The organism is Pseudomonas sp. microsymbiont 2 (assembly GCF_054788395.1).
In genome coordinates, this window is the sequence record NZ_CM139112.1 from 5145002 (window position 1) to 5162293 (window position 17292).

General features: G+C 64.2%; 12 protein-coding genes. 11 read left to right on the top strand and 1 reads right to left on the bottom strand.

Annotated elements, in window-relative coordinates; genetic code table 11:
* Positions 1-114: 114 nt before the first annotated feature.
* From aroQ to accC, 3 genes are all read left to right on the top strand, one after another.
* On the top strand, positions 115-567 hold the full coding sequence (gene aroQ / locus ACYUME_RS23180) for a type II 3-dehydroquinate dehydratase (protein WP_011535870.1): 453 nt from the start codon (positions 115-117) through the stop codon (positions 565-567).
* Positions 568-668: 101 nt separating this feature from the next.
* Positions 669-1136 (top strand): acetyl-CoA carboxylase biotin carboxyl carrier protein, encoded by a 468-nt coding sequence (gene accB, locus ACYUME_RS23185; RefSeq protein WP_186714982.1) that lies wholly within the window; start codon positions 669-671, stop codon positions 1134-1136.
* Positions 1137-1153: 17 nt separating this feature from the next.
* On the top strand, positions 1154-2509 hold the full coding sequence (gene accC / locus ACYUME_RS23190) for an acetyl-CoA carboxylase biotin carboxylase subunit (RefSeq protein WP_460417084.1): 1356 nt from the start codon (positions 1154-1156) through the stop codon (positions 2507-2509).
* A gap of 61 nt (positions 2510-2570) precedes the next feature.
* Here accC and ACYUME_RS23195 read toward each other — a convergent pair whose 3' ends face one another.
* Positions 2571-6458 carry a dermonecrotic toxin domain-containing protein gene (locus tag ACYUME_RS23195; RefSeq protein WP_460417086.1) on the bottom strand — a complete coding sequence of 1296 codons (3888 nt, stop codon included), beginning with the start codon at positions 6456-6458 and terminating at the stop codon, positions 2571-2573.
* 205 nt (positions 6459-6663) lie between these two features.
* On the opposite strand from ACYUME_RS23195, the gene prmA reads away from it, so the two are divergent.
* From prmA to ACYUME_RS23235, 8 genes are all read left to right on the top strand, one after another.
* Positions 6664-7542, top strand: a complete 879-nt coding sequence (gene prmA, locus ACYUME_RS23200; protein ID WP_279882649.1) for a 50S ribosomal protein L11 methyltransferase — start codon at positions 6664-6666, stop codon at positions 7540-7542.
* Positions 7543-7585: 43 nt separating this feature from the next.
* Entirely contained in the window at positions 7586-8887 is a 1302-nt protein-coding gene (locus tag ACYUME_RS23205; RefSeq protein WP_460417088.1) for a DUF3426 domain-containing protein, read from the top strand.
* Positions 8888-9092: 205 nt separating this feature from the next.
* A complete protein-coding gene (gene dusB, locus ACYUME_RS23210) occupies positions 9093-10106 on the top strand; it encodes a tRNA dihydrouridine synthase DusB (RefSeq protein WP_460417089.1) in 1014 nt (337 codons plus the stop codon).
* Positions 10103-10423: a DNA-binding transcriptional regulator Fis gene (fis, locus tag ACYUME_RS23215; RefSeq protein WP_134692528.1), complete on the top strand. Its 321-nt coding sequence runs from the start codon at positions 10103-10105 to the stop codon at positions 10421-10423. The genes dusB and fis overlap by 4 nt, the downstream gene beginning before the upstream one ends.
* Before the next feature lie 76 nt (positions 10424-10499).
* On the top strand, positions 10500-12107 hold the full coding sequence (purH, locus tag ACYUME_RS23220; protein ID WP_279882655.1) for a bifunctional phosphoribosylaminoimidazolecarboxamide formyltransferase/IMP cyclohydrolase: 1608 nt from the start codon (positions 10500-10502) through the stop codon (positions 12105-12107).
* A gap of 185 nt (positions 12108-12292) precedes the next feature.
* On the top strand, positions 12293-13588 hold the full coding sequence (gene purD, locus ACYUME_RS23225) for a phosphoribosylamine--glycine ligase (RefSeq protein ID WP_460417091.1): 1296 nt from the start codon (positions 12293-12295) through the stop codon (positions 13586-13588).
* Positions 13589-13721: 133 nt separating this feature from the next.
* Positions 13722-16487 carry a hybrid sensor histidine kinase/response regulator gene (locus ACYUME_RS23230; protein WP_460417093.1) on the top strand — a complete coding sequence of 922 codons (2766 nt, stop codon included), beginning with the start codon at positions 13722-13724 and terminating at the stop codon, positions 16485-16487.
* 201 nt (positions 16488-16688) lie between these two features.
* The gene (locus ACYUME_RS23235; protein WP_279882661.1) at positions 16689-17285 is read left to right on the top strand and encodes a MarC family protein; all 597 of its coding nucleotides are present in this window, start codon (positions 16689-16691) and stop codon (positions 17283-17285) included.
* Positions 17286-17292: the final 7 nt, after the last annotated feature.

Consider the following 17292-nt stretch of genomic DNA (forward strand, 5'->3'; position numbering starts at 1 on the left):
TTGCGCGAACCTCGGACATCGTGCTGGCTATTGCCGGGAACTGGACACTCATCACTTGTTACGGCATAGTCGCCGCGCTATGTCGAATTGCCCTACAAAACCAAGGAATCGCAGATGGCAACCCTACTGGTGCTGCACGGCCCCAACCTGAACCTGCTCGGCACCCGCGAACCGGGCCACTACGGCGCCGCCACCCTGGCGCAGATCAATCAGGACCTGGAGCAGCGCGCCCGCGCCGCCGGCCACCATCTGCAATACCTGCAGAGCAATGCCGAATACGAATTGATCGACCGCATCCATGCCGCGCGCAACGAAGGCGTGGACTTCATCCTGATCAATCCGGCCGCTTTCACCCACACCAGCGTCGCATTACGTGACGCATTGCTCGCGGTGAGCATCCCATTCATCGAAGTGCACCTCTCCAACGTGCACAAGCGTGAACCGTTCCGCCACCACTCCTACTTTTCCGATGTTGCCGTAGGGGTGATCTGCGGCCTCGGTGCCACCGGTTACCGGCTGGCCCTGGAGTCCGCGCTGGAACACCTGGCTGCCAACGCACAGCCCTGATGACACAAGGCTTTGGCCCCTTCGGGCCGAGGCTCATGAAGAAACGTTTTCGACACGTTTTAAAAATACGTCCCCGACCGAACCTTGGGAGTTGATGATTAATGGATATCCGTAAAGTCAAGAAGCTGATCGAACTGCTGGAAGAGTCTGGCATCGACGAACTGGAGATCAAGGAAGGCGAAGAGTCCGTTCGCATCAGCCGTCACAGCAAGACCCCGGCCGGCGCCCAGTACTTCGCCGCTCCGGCTCCGATGGCCGCTCCGGTTGCCGCCGCAGCACCTGTTGCCGCTGCCGCCCCGGCCGCTGAAGCCGCTGCCGCCGCGCCGGCCCTGAAAGGCACCGTGATCCGTTCGCCAATGGTCGGCACCTTCTACCGCAAGCCTTCGCCAACTTCGCCGAACTACGCGGAAGTCGGCCAGGCCGTGAAGAAGGGCGACACCCTGTGCATCGTCGAAGCCATGAAGATGATGAACCACATCGAAGCCGAGATCGGCGGTGTGATCGACGCCATCCTGGTGGAAGACGGCCAGCCGGTTGAATTCGACCAGCCGCTGTTCACCATCGTTTGATTCGCGGAGAGCCAACGATGTCTGGGAAGCTCGAAAAAGTTCTGATCGCCAACCGCGGGGAAATTGCCCTGCGGATCCTGCGTGCCTGCAAAGAGCTGGGTATCAAGACCGTCGCCGTGCACTCCACGGCCGACCGTGAACTGATGCACCTGGGCCTGGCAGACGAGTCGGTCTGCATCGGCCCTGCATCGTCCAAGGAATCGTACCTGCACATTCCGGCGATCATCGCCGCCGCCGAAGTGACAGGCGCCACCGCCATCCACCCGGGCTACGGCTTCCTCGCGGAAAACGCCGATTTCGCCGAGCAGGTGGAAAAGTCCGGCTTCGCCTTCATCGGCCCGAAAGCCGACACCATTCGCCTGATGGGCGACAAGGTTTCGGCCAAGGACGCGATGATCAAGTCGGGCGTACCGACCGTGCCAGGTTCCGATGGCCCGCTGCCGGAAGACGAAGAGGTTGCCCTGGCAATCGCCCGTGACGTCGGCTACCCGGTGATCATCAAGGCCGCCGGTGGCGGTGGTGGTCGCGGCATGCGCGTGGTGCACAAGGAAGAAGACCTGATCGAATCGGCCAAGCTGACCCGCACCGAAGCTGGTGCCGCGTTCGGCAACCCGATGGTCTACCTGGAGAAGTTCCTGACCAACCCACGTCACGTGGAAGTGCAGGTCCTGTCCGACGGCCAGGGCAACGCCGTGCACCTGGGCGACCGTGACTGCTCGCTGCAGCGCCGTCACCAGAAGGTCCTGGAAGAAGCCCCGGCCCCGGGCATCGACGAGAAGGCCCGCCAGGAAGTCTTCAAGCGTTGCGTCGACGCCTGCATCGAGATCGGCTACCGCGGTGCCGGTACCTTCGAGTTCCTGTACGAGAACGGCCGCTTCTACTTCATCGAGATGAACACCCGCGTCCAGGTCGAGCACCCGGTCTCGGAAATGGTCACCGGCATCGACATCGTCAAGGAGATGCTCAGCATCGCCGCTGGCAACAAGCTGTCGTTCCGCCAGGAAGACGTGGTCATCCGCGGCCACTCGCTGGAGTGCCGGATCAACGCCGAAGACCCGAAGAAGTTCATCCCGAGCCCAGGCAAGGTGAAGCACTTCCACGCCCCGGGCGGCAACGGCGTTCGCGTCGACTCGCACCTGTACAGCGGCTACTCGGTTCCGCCGAACTACGATTCGCTGATCGGCAAGCTGATCACCTACGGCAAGGACCGCGACGAAGCCATGGCGCGCATGCGCAATGCCCTGGACGAGATCGTCGTCGACGGCATCAAGACCAACATCCCGCTGCACCGCGACCTGGTGCGTGATGAAGGTTTCTGCAAAGGCGGCGTCAACATCCACTACCTCGAGCACAAACTGGCCAGCCAGGAGTGATCGTGAGGTGAGATGAACAACAACCCCGGCCTGGAGCCGGGGTTGTTTTTTTCGCCTGGCTTCAACCCAGGTCGATCACGCTGATGGCCTGCTGGTTGGTCGCCGCCGCGTCGGCGGGACGCCCCAGCGCGTCGACCACCGCCCCGTTGCCGCCCTCTCGCAGCGGCTCGGCCTGGAATCTGCGCATGAAACGGTGCGCTCTGCCTGGCAGACCTCGCGCATTGAACCTGGCCGCGGCCAGGACCGGGTCATAGATGCCTGCGACGAAATCCTGCGAGGTCTGGAATACCTTGACCGCGCCCCCATTCAGGTCCAGTCGCACGCCATAGGTCCTGCCGAAACATGACGAGTACGACCAATGATCCCAGCTGGGGCGCAGCCCAGCACGCCGCAGGATTCTCGCCACTGGTACACCGATACTCGCCTGTGTCAGCCAGTCTCCGCCCACCATCACCGTGCGTATCCTGCTGACTGGCGTCGCCCCCTGGATCGCAGGCAGCACCTCATTGATCGCACGCGTGATCAACAGGCTGATGTTGTGGTCGAAGTGGATCACCGCACCGGCCTTGGTCACAGGGTTGTAGAGCGTCACCGCCACACAGCTCTGCACATTGAGGGTGAACAGGTAGTTGTCGTTGACTGCGGCACCGAACCGACCGATGACAGCTTCGCCCTGCAGCGCTCCACGCGCCACGTCAGGACTGTTACCGGAAAACGCCTCGGCAGGAGTGCGCACCCTGCCCAGGTCCTGCACGGGAGTGCCACCCACGAGGCCTGGCCGGACCGGCTGCAGGCGACCATCAGCGGACACCCGCACCGGCATCTTGAAATACGCATCGGGACGACGCGCATTGACCACGCGCAGGAAGTCTTCGCCAGGCTCATGGCGCACCTGGAAATAGCGACCTTTATGTTGCACGTAGTACTTGCCGTCGCTACCGAGCCGAGTGCCGCTCCAGACCCCGTCACGAGGGGCCTTCGTCAAGCCCGATGGGCTATTGCTCACGGCCCACTGCTTGTCCAGGCGCACCTTCTGCTCGATCGCCGGCGCAGGATTGCGCGCAGCCGAGCCCACCTGCCCTCGCACACCAGTCACCGTGCGCAGGGCACCCAACACCCGAGACGCATGCGTGAACGCGCCGAGCAACGCCCAGGAGGCATGCAGCCACTCCAGCAACGCTTGCTCGGTATCGCCCTTGGAGTGCGCAATGATCGCTTTGCGCACGCTAACAAGCAGGAAAACGACGTCCATCAGCAAGGCGAAGGGTGGGCAAACGAGCGCCACGGGGATCGATGCGAAGATCAGGCCCCTAATTGCCAGTGTCATTATCACCTGCTTACGAGTGCTGGTGATCTGGCTGACCTCGTTGAGGCTGTGTCGGATGTAGACATCGAACTCTGTGCGCAGGGCATCGACGCGCTGTGCTTCACGCAGCGAATCGAGATGCTCGGAACCGGTCACCAACTGCTTGAGAAACAGCCTCACTTCCTTGGCCGTGGCCTGCGTGGCCCGAGCGGCCAGTTCCTCATGCAGCACCTCGCCGGCAGTGCTTCGCAGGTCTGCATAAAGACGCAGCACAGTTTGGTCGGGAGCGTCCGGCACATACAGCCACTCGCGTGCCACACCGCCCTCGATCAACCGCAGGACGTAGGCACCACGTATCGGGTGGCCAGCCAGCGTCAACTGGAAGATACCTTCGGTGCTGGCGACAGTCTCGGGCAAGACCTTCTGCTCGCGGGGAGCATCGCGACCAAAGGCCTCGCTCACCAGCTTGAGCAGCTGGTTGTACTGACTCACGGTGATCTGCTGCTGCCCCAGGGCCTGGCACAAGTCCCGATCGAAGATCCAACTCAGCATCTGACCGAACGCTTCGCGCCGAGAGGTGTAGTCGTCCGAGGCGACATCCAGGTAGTCGGCCTCGATCGCCTCTACGTACTTCTGCCCCAGGTAGGCTCGCCGGGCATAGTCCGCGAGGTCCGCGCTACGCACTCGCCCCAAGTCCTGCCCGACAGAGGAGCGCACACCGCGAGCGGGATTGTCGATCCCCCAATTGTGGTCGTAACCGAAGATGCTCATGTCCAGCAACGTCATGACGCTGGCGGGCTGACCATCGCCTTCGGGGTGGTAATCGATCAGCACCGTTTCCGGGTCCACTGCCTCGGTCACACCGACCGTGCTCAGGTAAGGCGCGATATCCTCGCGGACCTTCCGGCGGGCGAACTCCAGAAAGGTTTCATGACCGGCCATCAGGCCGTCGAACTTCTGTTCATGCCAGCCAGCCAGCGCCCGGTTGTAGCAATAGGTCCTGCGCATCTCGAGCGACAGGCCGCGATACCAGCCAGGTGAATCGACGCGCCCCACGTGCTCCAGGTGTACGCTCTGGCGGGCCACGACATGCTCCTCGAGACATGCCGCATAGCCAGTGGCCAGCCCGCGCAGATCACTGCCTAGGCTCGACCTCGCGGGATTGGCGATCACCTGTGAGTAAAGTTCATGCGCATGCGCGCGGATAACCACCGGGGTCAACGATCGAAGATAGGCCTGCCCCCAGTCCCGTGACAGCCAGCCGCCGATTTCAATTGCAATGGCTCCAGGCCCGTGCAGCACCACCCACTCCTGCCCATCGGGCTTTTCCGGTGCATAGAGCACCACTTCGTCCAGCTCACCGCGATCGTTCTCGCTGTAAAACAGCATCAGGCCATACCAGCTGCTGGTTGCCGTGACCCCAAGGGTGCGAACCTGCAACGCTTCCCCCTTGGCGCTGACCGTCGAAGTGACACGCTCCGCCATCCGCTGGTCGATATGGCCTGCGTGGATTGCGACCAGCAGACTGTGCTGCAATCGGACCTGATAGGCATCCTTCATTACCCCCATCACGTCATCCTGTGCGTAATGCCCAAGCAAGGCTGGGTAGTAGTCCGCCGGCGCATCGACCGATTCGAGCAGCCGCTCCAACAACGGCACGGAAAGGGCGCCCTCATGGCGCGCTGGGGCTTCGAACTTGCTGATGACCTGGAGCATGCCCGCCTTGAGCGGCCCAAGCATGACCTGCGACGTCAGGCTCGAGGTCTCGACAGGGTGCCCCGGGTCGACCGTGAAACGCCGGTGAAGCTTGATCTGGTCCGGGTCCATGCGATAGCCGGTCTCCTCGAGCAGGAATTGCCTGGCCCGCTCCCGAGCGTAAGCCTCGAGCGTCTCGAAATCCTCCAGCTGGAGCTGTTGCAACAGCAATGCGTCCTCCAGCCGTGAATGGGATTCACGCAATGCGGTTTCTTCGCTGTCCTCGAGCGCTTTCATCCACTCGGGCCGAGAAGCATTGGCAAAGCGCTGCAGCCTCAGTGTCTCCGCGTCGGTCGACAGGGCCTGGATCGCGACTTGGCCATGCCACTCACGCTGCAGTTCCTCGATCTCCGCGCGCAGGCCCTGCGCCGTCTTCCCTTCCCGATCCTTGCCATCGACCAGCGCCTTGCATGCCTCGATATGCTTATCCAGGCACGCCTGCAGCCGCACACGAAAATCCACGGCATCGTCTACGACCATCGGCGGTGTCTGCCAGTGCCGACGAAGCGCGTCGTCGTAGATACCGACCAAGCGATCGAGCATGCCCTCGATCAGTTGGACAAGGGTGTCTCGACGCTCCTGCGGGATCTCCTGGACTACCTGCTGCCCCCAGCGATGAGGCGCATCGAGCGCCTCGTCATAAACGGGCGCTCGTCCGTCGATCGAGGCTTGCAGGATGGTATCCAGCAGATTGTCGAGAAAGCCGTCGGCATACTGCCCCTGTGCAAAGTAGACCCGCAGTTCGACGTGGATGTTTTCCGCGAGCGTATCCAGCCAGGTCGGCTGCGACTTCAGGCGCTGATCGAACGCTTGCGCCCAGCCCTCCAGCTTATCCATAAGTTGCTTGAGCGATACTTCGGGAACGGCTGTCCCTGCCTGCGTACTCATCTTTGCTGCTCCTGAAGTGTTGGAGCAGGTAGTTTCGAATGTCGCCAGCCGAGGCGGCGTTACATATGACTATTCGCCACGACATTGCGCGTCGCGGTGCGGGTCGGAACATCAACCGGCCTCCCTTTTACCGCCCGCCTGGCGTAAACTGGCGCCCTTTGCGCAGCCTCGCGCTGCCCCTGTCGATTTCCCAAAGGTGCCCGCCATGCCCTGGCTGCAAGTACGCCTGGCCATCAGCCCGGAACAAGCCGAGACCTACGAAGACGCCCTGCTGGAAGTGGGTGCCGTCTCGGTGACTTTCATGGACGCCGAAGATCAGCCGATCTTCGAGCCGGACCTCAACACCACTCCGCTGTGGTCGCACACCCACCTTTTGGCCCTGTTCGAGGCCGACGCCGAGCCTGAGGCGGTATTCGCCCATCTGGCGCTGCTGACCGGCGCCGCGCTGCCCGAGCACCACGCCGAGGTGATCGAGGACCAGGACTGGGAACGCAGCTGGATGGACAACTTCCAGCCCATGCGCTTCGGTCGGCGCCTGTGGATCGTGCCCAGCTGGCACGAGGCCCCGGAGAAGGACGCGGTCAACCTGCTGCTCGACCCGGGCCTGGCCTTCGGCACAGGCACCCACCCCACCACCGCGCTGTGCCTGGAATGGCTCGACGGCCAACAGCTCGAAGGTGCCCAGGTACTGGACTTCGGCTGCGGCTCGGGCATCCTCGCCATCGCTGCCCTGCTGCTGGGCGCCCGCGAGGCAGTCGGTACCGACATCGACGTGCAGGCCATCGAAGCCTCGCGTGACAACGCTCAGCGCAATGGCATCGCCGATGAGAAACTGGCGCTGTACCTGCCAGAACATATGCCAGCCATGCAGGCCGACGTGCTGGTCGCCAACATCCTCGCTGGCCCATTGGTATCGCTGGCTACGCAACTGTCCGGTCTGGTTCGCCCAGGTGGCCTGCTGGCACTGTCGGGCATCCTCGCCGAACAGGGTGAGGAAGTGGCCGCCGCCTATGCCGGCGACTTCGATCTGGACCCGATCGTCGTGCGCGACGGCTGGGTGCGCATCAGTGGTCGCCGCCGCTAAGCGCGCCTAGAATCAACTCTTGCCCAGTTCTCCGGATCGCCGCATGACCGACAGTTTCGTCACCCAGTGTCCGCATTGCCAGACCAGCTTTCGCGTCACCCACCACCAGCTGAGCCTGGCCCGTGGCGTGGTGCGCTGCGGCAATTGCCTGCAGGTGTTCAACGCGGCGAAACAGCTGCTGGAGCAGAACCGCGCTGCCAGCGCAGAGGCCAGCACCAGCGCGCCGGAGCCAGCCGCGGCGACGCTACCCGACGCCGAGCAGCCGCCACCCGGCGAAGACAGCTGGGCCGTGACCGCCGAAGAGCTGGACGCGCTGGACCTCGACCAGGAACTGGCACGCCTCGAACGGCGCAGCCCGGGCGATCGCCGTAGCGCCGGACAGAAGGGCGTGCTGCAGGCCAGCCGTGACGACCACCAAGGCACCGACGAACACGCCGACGAACTGTTCGGCACCGCCACCGACGCGCCCCTGGAGCCCGCGCCGGAACGCAAGGAAGCGCCGGTGCTGGTCGAGCAGGAACCGCTGGACCTCGAGCCTGTCGACGGTGAACGCACCGAGCCTACCCTCGGCAACGCCGACCTCGACCTGGACGACGAGCCGCCGGTACGCCGTCAACCCCATGCCGAAGACCTCGACGCGCCAATCGAGCGCCTGTCCGCCGAGGACGAGCCGGTGCCGGAAAAGGGCCTGTCGGCACTCGATGACGAAAGCCGCGACGAGCATTTCTCGGCGCGCGACGGCGTGTCCGAAGAGCAGCGCCTGGAGCCGAGCCTGGGCATCAAGCCCGAGCGCCCGCGCAAGGAGCCGCTGGTCGACGTGGTCGACGATCCGTTGCAACTGGATTGGGAAAAGCCCGCGCCAAACTGGGGCAAGCGCCTGCTGTGGGGCTTGCTGACATTCCTGGCCGCCGGGGTACTGGCCTTCCAGTACGTATGGTTCCACTTCGACGAAATGGCCCGCCAGGACCAGTACCGTCCATGGTTCCAGCAACTGTGCCCGGTACTTGGTTGCCAGGTGCCGACCCGCGTGGACATCTCGCGGATCAAGAGCAGCAACCTGGTGGTGCGCAGCCACCCTGACTTCAAGGGCGCGCTGATCGTCGATGCGATCATCTACAACCGCGCCCCCTTCGCCCAGCCCTTCCCGCTGCTGGAACTGCGCTTCGCCGACCTCAACGGCCAGCTGATCGCCAGCCGGCGCTTCAAACCCAGCGAGTACCTTTCCGGCGAATTGGCCGGGCGCGGCGAGATGCCCAGCCAGACCCCGATCCACATAGCCCTGGACATCCTCGACCCGGGCCCCAAGGCCGTGAACTATAGCCTGAGCTTCCGCTCGCCGGAATGAAACAGCTGCAAGCTGCAAGCTGCAAGCTGCAAGCGGCAAGAAAAAGCCGATCGGCATCTGTCTTGCAGCTTGAAGCTTGCCGCTTGAGGCTACCGCCCGTTGTTCAGATTTTATCCAGATTCATCTTTATCCGGTCATCGAGAGCGGGTATCATGCCAACCCTTTTTCGAACTCCAATGATTCGGCCCCACAACAGGGAACACCTATGTCGGCGGTACGCATCGGCCCTTACACACTGCAGAACAACCTGATCCTGGCACCCATGGCCGGGGTCACGGACCAGCCTTTCCGTACCCTGTGCAAACGCCTGGGGGCGGGCATGGTGGTCTCGGAGATGGTTTCCAGCGACATGCGCCTGTGGAATAGCCGCAAGTCGAGCCTGCGCCGTATCCACGAAGACGATCCCGAGCCACGCTCGGTGCAGATCGCCGGTGGCGACGCGCAGATGATGGCCGAGGCGGCCCGCGCGAACGTGGACGCCGGCGCCCAGATCATCGACATCAACATGGGCTGCCCGGCAAAAAAAGTCTGCAACAAAGCTGCCGGCTCTGCTTTATTGAAAGACGAAGCCCTGGTCAGCGAGATCCTTCATGCCGTGGTCGGCGCAGTGGAGGTTCCGGTGACGCTGAAGATCCGCACCGGCTGGGACCGGGCGAACAAGAACGGCCTGAATGTGGCGAAAATCGCCGAACAGGCCGGCATCCAGGCGCTGGCGGTGCACGGCCGCACACGCGCCGACCTGTACACCGGCGAAGCCGAGTACGACACCATCGCCGCCATCAAGCAGGCGGTGTCGATCCCGGTGTTCGCCAACGGCGACATCACCTCGCCAGCAAAGGCCCAGGCGGTGCTGGACGCCACCGGGGTCGACGGCCTGCTGATCGGCCGTGCCGCCCAGGGGCGGCCGTGGATCTTCCGCGAGATCGAGCATTACCTGCGCACGGGCGAGCAGCTGCCCGCACCGGCGCTGGACGAAGTGGAACGCATTCTGCTGGAGCACCTGGCCGCGTTGCATGCCTTCTATGGCGATGTGATGGGCGTGCGTATCGCCCGCAAGCACGTTGGCTGGTACCTGGCGACCCGACCTGGCGGCAAGGAGTTCCGCAGCCAGTTCAACGCTTTGCAAGACACACAAGCGCAGTGCGCCAACGTTCAGGCCTATTTCGCCGAACGTCGACAGAGCCTTGGCACAGAGGACGAACAAGGGGTGGCCGCATGACGATGATGACCGAGACATTAGTGAGTGGAACAACGCCCGTGAGCGACAACGTCAACCTCAAGCAGCACCTGAACACGCCGAGCGAAGAGGGCCAGACCCTTCGCGGCAGCGTCGAGAAGGCGCTGCACAACTACTTCGCCCACCTGGAAGGCGCCACCGTCACGGACGTGTACAACCTGGTGCTCTCGGAAGTCGAGGCACCGCTGCTCGAAAGCGTGATGAACTACGTCAAGGGCAACCAGACCAAGGCCAGCGAGATGCTCGGGCTCAACCGAGGCACGCTGCGCAAGAAGCTCAAGCAGTACGATCTGTTGTAAGGCCAGAACCCCAACCAAAAAGGCGCTCTTGACGAGGCGCCTTTTTTGCTGACTCCACCGCGTTATGGAATCTGAAATGACCGACCAGACTACCCGCCTGCCGATCCGCCGCGCTTTGATCAGCGTCTCCGACAAGACCGGGATCCTCGAGTTCGCCCGTGAGCTGCAACAGCTCGGTGTCGAGATCCTGTCCACCGGCGGCACCTACAAGCTGCTCAAGGACAATGGCGTGAACGCGGTGGAAGTGGCCGACTACACCGGCTTCGCCGAAATGATGGACGGCCGGGTCAAGACCCTGCATCCGAAGATCCATGGCGGCATCCTCGGCCGTCGCGGCACCGACGACGCCATCATGAACGAACACGGCATCAAGCCGATCGACCTGGTCGCGGTCAACCTGTACCCGTTCGAGGCCACCATCAGCAAGCCGGGTTGCGACCTGCCGACCGCCATCGAGAACATCGACATCGGCGGCCCGACCATGGTCCGTTCGGCGGCGAAGAACCACAAGGACGTGGCCATCGTGGTCAATGCCAGCGACTACGCCGGCGTGCTGGAAAACCTCAAGGCCGGCGGCCTGACCTACGCCCAGCGCTTCGACCTGATGCTCAAGGCCTTCGAGCACACCGCCGCCTACGACGGCATGATCGCCAACTACATGGGCAGCATCGACCAGGCCAAAGAAACCCTGTCGACCGCGGACCGCAGCGAATTCCCACGCACCTTCAACAGCCAGTTCGTCAAGGCCCAGGAAATGCGCTACGGCGAGAACCCGCACCAGAGCGCGGCGTTCTACGTCGAGGCGAAGAAGGGCGAGGCCAGCATCTCCACCGCCATCCAGCTGCAAGGCAAGGAGCTGTCGTTCAACAACGTGGCCGACACCGACGCCGCGCTGGAGTGCGTGAAGAGCTTCGTCAAGCCGGCCTGCGTGATCGTCAAGCACGCCAACCCGTGCGGCGTGGCCGTGGTGCCTGAAGACGAAGGCGGTATCCGCAAGGCCTACGACCTGGCCTACGCCACCGACACCGAGTCGGCCTTCGGCGGCATCATCGCCTTCAACCGCGAGCTGGACGGCGAAACCGCCAAGGCGATCGTCGAGCGTCAGTTCGTCGAAGTGATCATCGCCCCGAAAATCTCCCAGGCCGCCCGCGAAGTCGTGGCCGCCAAGCAGAACGTGCGTCTGCTGGAGTGCGGCGAGTGGCCAGCCGAGCGCGCCGCCGGTTGGGACTTCAAGCGCGTCAACGGTGGCCTGCTGGTGCAGAGCCGCGATATCGGCATGATCACTGCCGACGACCTGAAGATCGTCACCAAGCGCGCGCCGACCGAGCAGGAAATCCACGACCTGGTGTTCGCCTGGAAAGTGGCCAAGTTCGTCAAGTCCAACGCCATCGTCTACGCCAAGAACCGCCAGACCATCGGTGTCGGCGCCGGCCAGATGAGCCGCGTCAACTCCGCGCGCATCGCCGCCATCAAGGCCGAGCACGCCGGCCTGCAGGTCCAGGGCGCGGTGATGGCCTCGGATGCGTTCTTCCCGTTCCGCGATGGCATCGATAACGCAGCTAAAGTGGGTATCAGCGCGGTGATCCAGCCGGGTGGCTCGATGCGTGACGCCGAAGTCATCGCCGCAGCCGACGAAGCCGGTATCGCCATGGTCTTCACTGGCATGCGCCACTTCCGCCACTAATCAGATGCCGGGCCGATCCCGGTCCCTGTAGGAGCGGCCTTGTGTCGCGAAAGGGCCGCAAAGCGGCCCCAGGTTTCAGCTTCGCAGCAGAAATTGCTGGGGCTGCTGCGCAGCCCTATCGCGACACAAGGCCGCTCCTACACAGGGAACGCGGATCGCCGTAATACAGAATTCGAGGTTTTGACATGAAAGTTTTGATCATCGGCAGCGGCGGTCGTGAACACGCCCTGGCCTGGAAAGTCGCCCAGGACCCACGCGTCGAGAAGGTCTTCGTTGCCCCCGGCAACGCCGGCACCGCCACCGAAGCCAAGTGCGAGAACGTCGCCATCGACGTCACCGCCCTGGAGCAACTGGCCGACTTCGCCGAGAAGAACGTCGACTTGACCATCGTCGGCCCCGAGGCGCCGCTGGTCATCGGCGTGGTCGACCTGTTCCACAGCCGTGGCCTGGACTGCTTCGGCCCGACCAAGGGCGCGGCCCAGCTGGAAGGCTCCAAGGCCTTCACCAAGGACTTCCTGGCCCGCCACAAGATCCCTACCGCCGACTACCAGAACTTCACCGAGATCGAGCCGGCCCTGGCCTATCTGCGTGAAAAAGGCGCGCCGATCGTGATCAAGGCCGATGGCCTGGCAGCGGGCAAGGGCGTGATCGTCGCCATGACCCTGCAGGAAGCCGAAGACGCGGTGCGCGACATGCTCGCCGGCAACGCCTTCGGCGACGCGGGCTCGCGCGTGGTGATCGAAGAGTTCCTCGACGGCGAGGAAGCCAGCTTCATCGTCATGGTCGACGGCCACAACGTGTTGCCAATGGCCACCAGCCAGGACCACAAGCGCGTCGGCGACAAAGACACCGGCCCGAACACCGGCGGCATGGGCGCCTACTCGCCCGCCCCGGTGGTGACCGCCGAGGTTCACCAGCGCGTGATGGATCAGGTGATCTGGCCGACCGTGCGCGGCATGGCCGAGGAAGGCAACGTCTACACCGGCTTCCTCTATGCGGGCCTGATGATCGACAAGGCCGGCAACCCCAAGGTCATCGAATTCAACTGCCGCTTCGGCGACCCGGAAACCCAGCCGGTCATGCTGCGTCTGGAATCGAGCCTGGTGCTGTTGATCGAAGCCGCCTTCGCCAAGGCCCTGGACAAGGTCGAGGCGCAGTGGGATCCGCGCCCGAGCCTGGGCGTGGTGCTGGCTGCCGGCGGCTACCCCGGCGACTATGCCAAGGGCGCGGCAATCAGCGGCCTGGACGCCGCCGCCAAGCTCGAGGGCAAGGTCTTCCATGCCGGCACCGCGCTGAAGGACGGCCAGGTGCTCACCGCTGGCGGCCGCGTGCTCTGCGCCACCGCCATGGGCGACACCGTCGAGGCCGCCCAGCAGCAGGCCTATCGCCTGGCCGAGCAGGTCAAGTGGGATGGCAGCTTCTACCGTACCGACATTGGCTACCGGGCCATCGCCCGCGAGCGCGGTGAACATCAGCAGTAAACGCAGCGCATGACCGCCACGCCTCGCGCGTGCGGTCCTCGCCTCGTCGCCAAGGCCCCTCGGGGCCTTGCCTTCGCCTTGGCCCGCCGCGCATAGTGGGTACTCGGCACATCAGCTAAGAAGGGATTTCGTCGTGCGTCGGCTTCGGATTGCCATTGTCCAGATCGTCAGCCTGCTGACCCTGCTCTGCCTGGTTCCAGCCCATGCCGAACCGAGCGCGGGCTGGTCCGCGCTGCTCGACGAGCAAGCCAACCTGCAGCTTTCCGACGTACGCTCCGAGCGCTACCGCAACCAGTTCAGCCCTCTGGCCCTCGACCAGCTCGATGCCGCCCTGCCCGACCAGGCCCTGTGGCTGCACTATCGCCTCGCCCCTGACGAGCAGGAACAACTGGTCCGCATCTTCGCCCCCGACCTCTCACGCATCGACCTCTACGCCCTCGAAGGCGACAAGTTGCTGCGCCAACTGCACCATGGTGGCCAGAACGAAAGCAACGACTCCAGCCTGCACGGCAGCGACCATGTACTGCCTCTGCCACGCAGCAGCCAGCCGGTGGATATCTACCTGCGCCTGATCTCGGAGCATCAGTTGCGCCCGGCCATCAGCCTGGAGCCCTCGGCTCAAGCCGCCGCCGATCAGCGCCAGCCCCTGCTGTTCGGCTTGCTGTTCGGCGGCCTGGTGATGCTGATCCTGCACAACCTGATTCGCTTCGCCTACACCCGCTCCTACACCACATTGTCCCTGGCGCTGTATCACGCCCTGATGCTGCTCAGCGCCCTGATTCTCCTCAACCTCAGCGGCCCCTGGTGGCACCTGTGGTACAGCGCCCAGACCCCGGCCGCCTACCTCACCCTGGTGCTGGCCGGCCTGGCCGGGCTGTATTTCACCCTGCACTTCTTCTCCCCTTGCAGCTCGGCGCGACTCAACCGACTGCTGCACATGGAGATGCTGGTAGCCGCCGTCAGCGGCCTGGTGGTGCTGTTCGTCGACACGCTCCCGCTGAACCTGATGACCTACGCCCTGCTCGCCCTGGGTAGCGTAAGCATGCTGCTGGTCAGCAGCTATCACTGGTACAAGGGCTACACCCCAGCGCGCCTGTTCACCCTGGCCATGCTGGTGTTCAACCTCGGCGGCCTGGTACTGCTCCCGGCCCTGCTCGGCCTGACACGGACCGCCACCCCCTGGCTGCTGTGCATTCTCATGACGCTGACCGTGGTCAGCGGCCTGTTGCTCAACCTCGCCGTCAGCGAACGCCTGCGGCGGATCAGCGAGGAACGTTTCCGCGCCAGTCGCGCCCTGGCCGCCAGCGACGCCGAGATCAACGCCAAGGCCGAGTTCCTGGCCAAGATCAGCCACGAGATCCGCACCCCGATGAACGGCGTGCTGGGCATGACCGAACTGCTGCTGGGCACGCCGTTGTCGGTCAAGCAGCGTGACTATGTGCAGACCATCCACAGTGCCGGCAACGAACTGCTCACCCTGATCAACGAGATCCTCGACATCTCCAAGCTCGAGTCCCGACAGATCGAGCTGGACGACGTACAGTTCGACCTCAATGCACTGATCGAGGACTGCCTGAACATCTTCCGGGCCAAGGCCGAACAGCAGAACATCGAACTGATCAGCTTCACCCAGCCCCAGGTGCCGCGGGTGATCAGTGGCGACCCGACACGCCTGCGCCAGGCGCTGTCGAGCCTGCTGGACAACGCCCTGAAAAACACCACACAGGGCGAGATCCTGCTGGTGGTGGCGCTGGAGCAGCGCGGCGCTGGACCGCGCCTGCGCATCGCCGTGCAGGACAGCGGCGAGCCCATGCCCCCCGCCGAGCGCGACGCCCTGCTGCAGGCCGAACTGCACAGCCGCCATTTCCTCTCCAGCAACAAGCTCGGCGGCCACCTGGGGCTGGTGATCGCCAAGCAGCTGATCGGCCTGATGCAGGGCGAATTCGGGATCAAGACCAGCACCAGCCTGGGCAACACCCTGTGGCTCACCCTGCCGCTGGACCCGCAGCGCCTCGAGCAGCCGCCGACCGACCTCGATGGCCCGCTGCGCGACGCGCGGGTGCTCGTGGTGGACGACAACGACACCTGTCGCAAGGTACTGGTGCAACAGTGCAGTGCCTGGGGCATGAATGTCAGCGCGGTGCCGTCCGGCAAGGAAGCCCTGGCCCTGCTGCGCACCAAGGCACACCTGCGCGACTACTTCGACGCCGTGTTGCTGGACCAGAACATGCCTGGCATGACCGGCATGCAACTGGCGGCCAAGATCAAGGAAGACCCGAGCCTGAACCACGACATCCTGGTGGTCATGCTCACCGGCATCAGCAACGCGCCGAGCAAGGTCATCGCCCGCAATGCCGGGGTCAAGCGCATCCTTGCCAAGCCGGTGGCCGGCTATACCCTCAAGACCACCCTGGCCGAAGAGCTCGCCTTGCGCGGCCGTGAACAGGCGACACCGCCGCAGCCGGTCGGCACGCCGCCACCGCTCGACCTGCCCGGCGACTTCCGCATCCTGGTAGCCGAGGACAACAGCATCTCCACCAAGGTCATCCGCGGCATGCTCGGCAAGCTCAACCTCGAGCCGGACACCGCCAGCAACGGCGAAGAAGCCCTGCAGGCGATGAAGGCCAAACAGTACGACCTGGTGCTGATGGACTGCGAGATGCCGGTGCTCGACGGTTTCTCCGCGACCCAGCAGCTGCGCGCCTGGGAAACCGCAAACCAGCGCCCGCGCACGCCGGTGGTGGCACTGACCGCGCATATTCTCAGCGAGCACAAGGAGCGCGCGCGCCTGGCAGGCATGGACGGGCACATGGCCAAGCCAGTGGAGCTGTCGCAACTGCGCGATCTGGTGCAGTTCTGGGCGGGGCAGCGGCAGGTGGTCACCGCGCCCCTCGACTGAAACGCCGCGGGCAGCGCTATCGGTGTAGGAGCGGCCTTGCGTCGCGAATGGGCTGCACAGCAGCCCCCGACCATTTCTGCTATAGCTGAGATCCTGGGGCCGCTCTGCGGCCCTTTCCGACCGGTCCGACGCCTCGGCAAGGCCGCTCCTACAGGTTCCGTGCTATACAGATGCCACTCTTCTCCGCCTGGACCCGCCCCCATGCTCCATGAGTTGTTCAGTGTCTATCTGAAAATGCTCGTGCTCTACAGCCCGTTCTTCGTCCTGTCGTGCTTCATCGGGCTGACCCGCGGTCACTCCAGCAAGGAGCGCAAGCAACTGGCCTGGCGCGTGGCCATCGCCACGCTGATCGCCAGCGTGCTGCTGTATCTGTTCGGGCGAGTGATCTTCGGCGTGTTCGGCATCACCGCCGACGCCTTCCGCATCGGCGCGGGCTCGGTGCTGTTCATCTCGGCGCTGGGCATGGCCCAGGGCAAGTCGGCGGTGCAGACCGACAACGTGCAGCAGGACGTGACCATCGTGCCGCTGACCATTCCGCTGACGGTCGGCCCCGGCACCATCGGTGCGCTGCTGGTGATGGGGGTGGGCCAGCCGCACTGGGACGACAAGCTGCTGGCCATCGTCAGCATCGCCCTGGCCAGCTTCACTGTCGGCCTGGTGCTGTACCTCTCGCACCGTATCGAGCGGCTGCTCGGCGACCAGGGCCTGCAGATCGTCAGCCGCCTGATGGGGCTGTTCGTCTGCGCCCTGGCGGCGCAGATCATCTTCACCGGGATCAAGGGCTACCTGCTGCCCTGACCCCGGC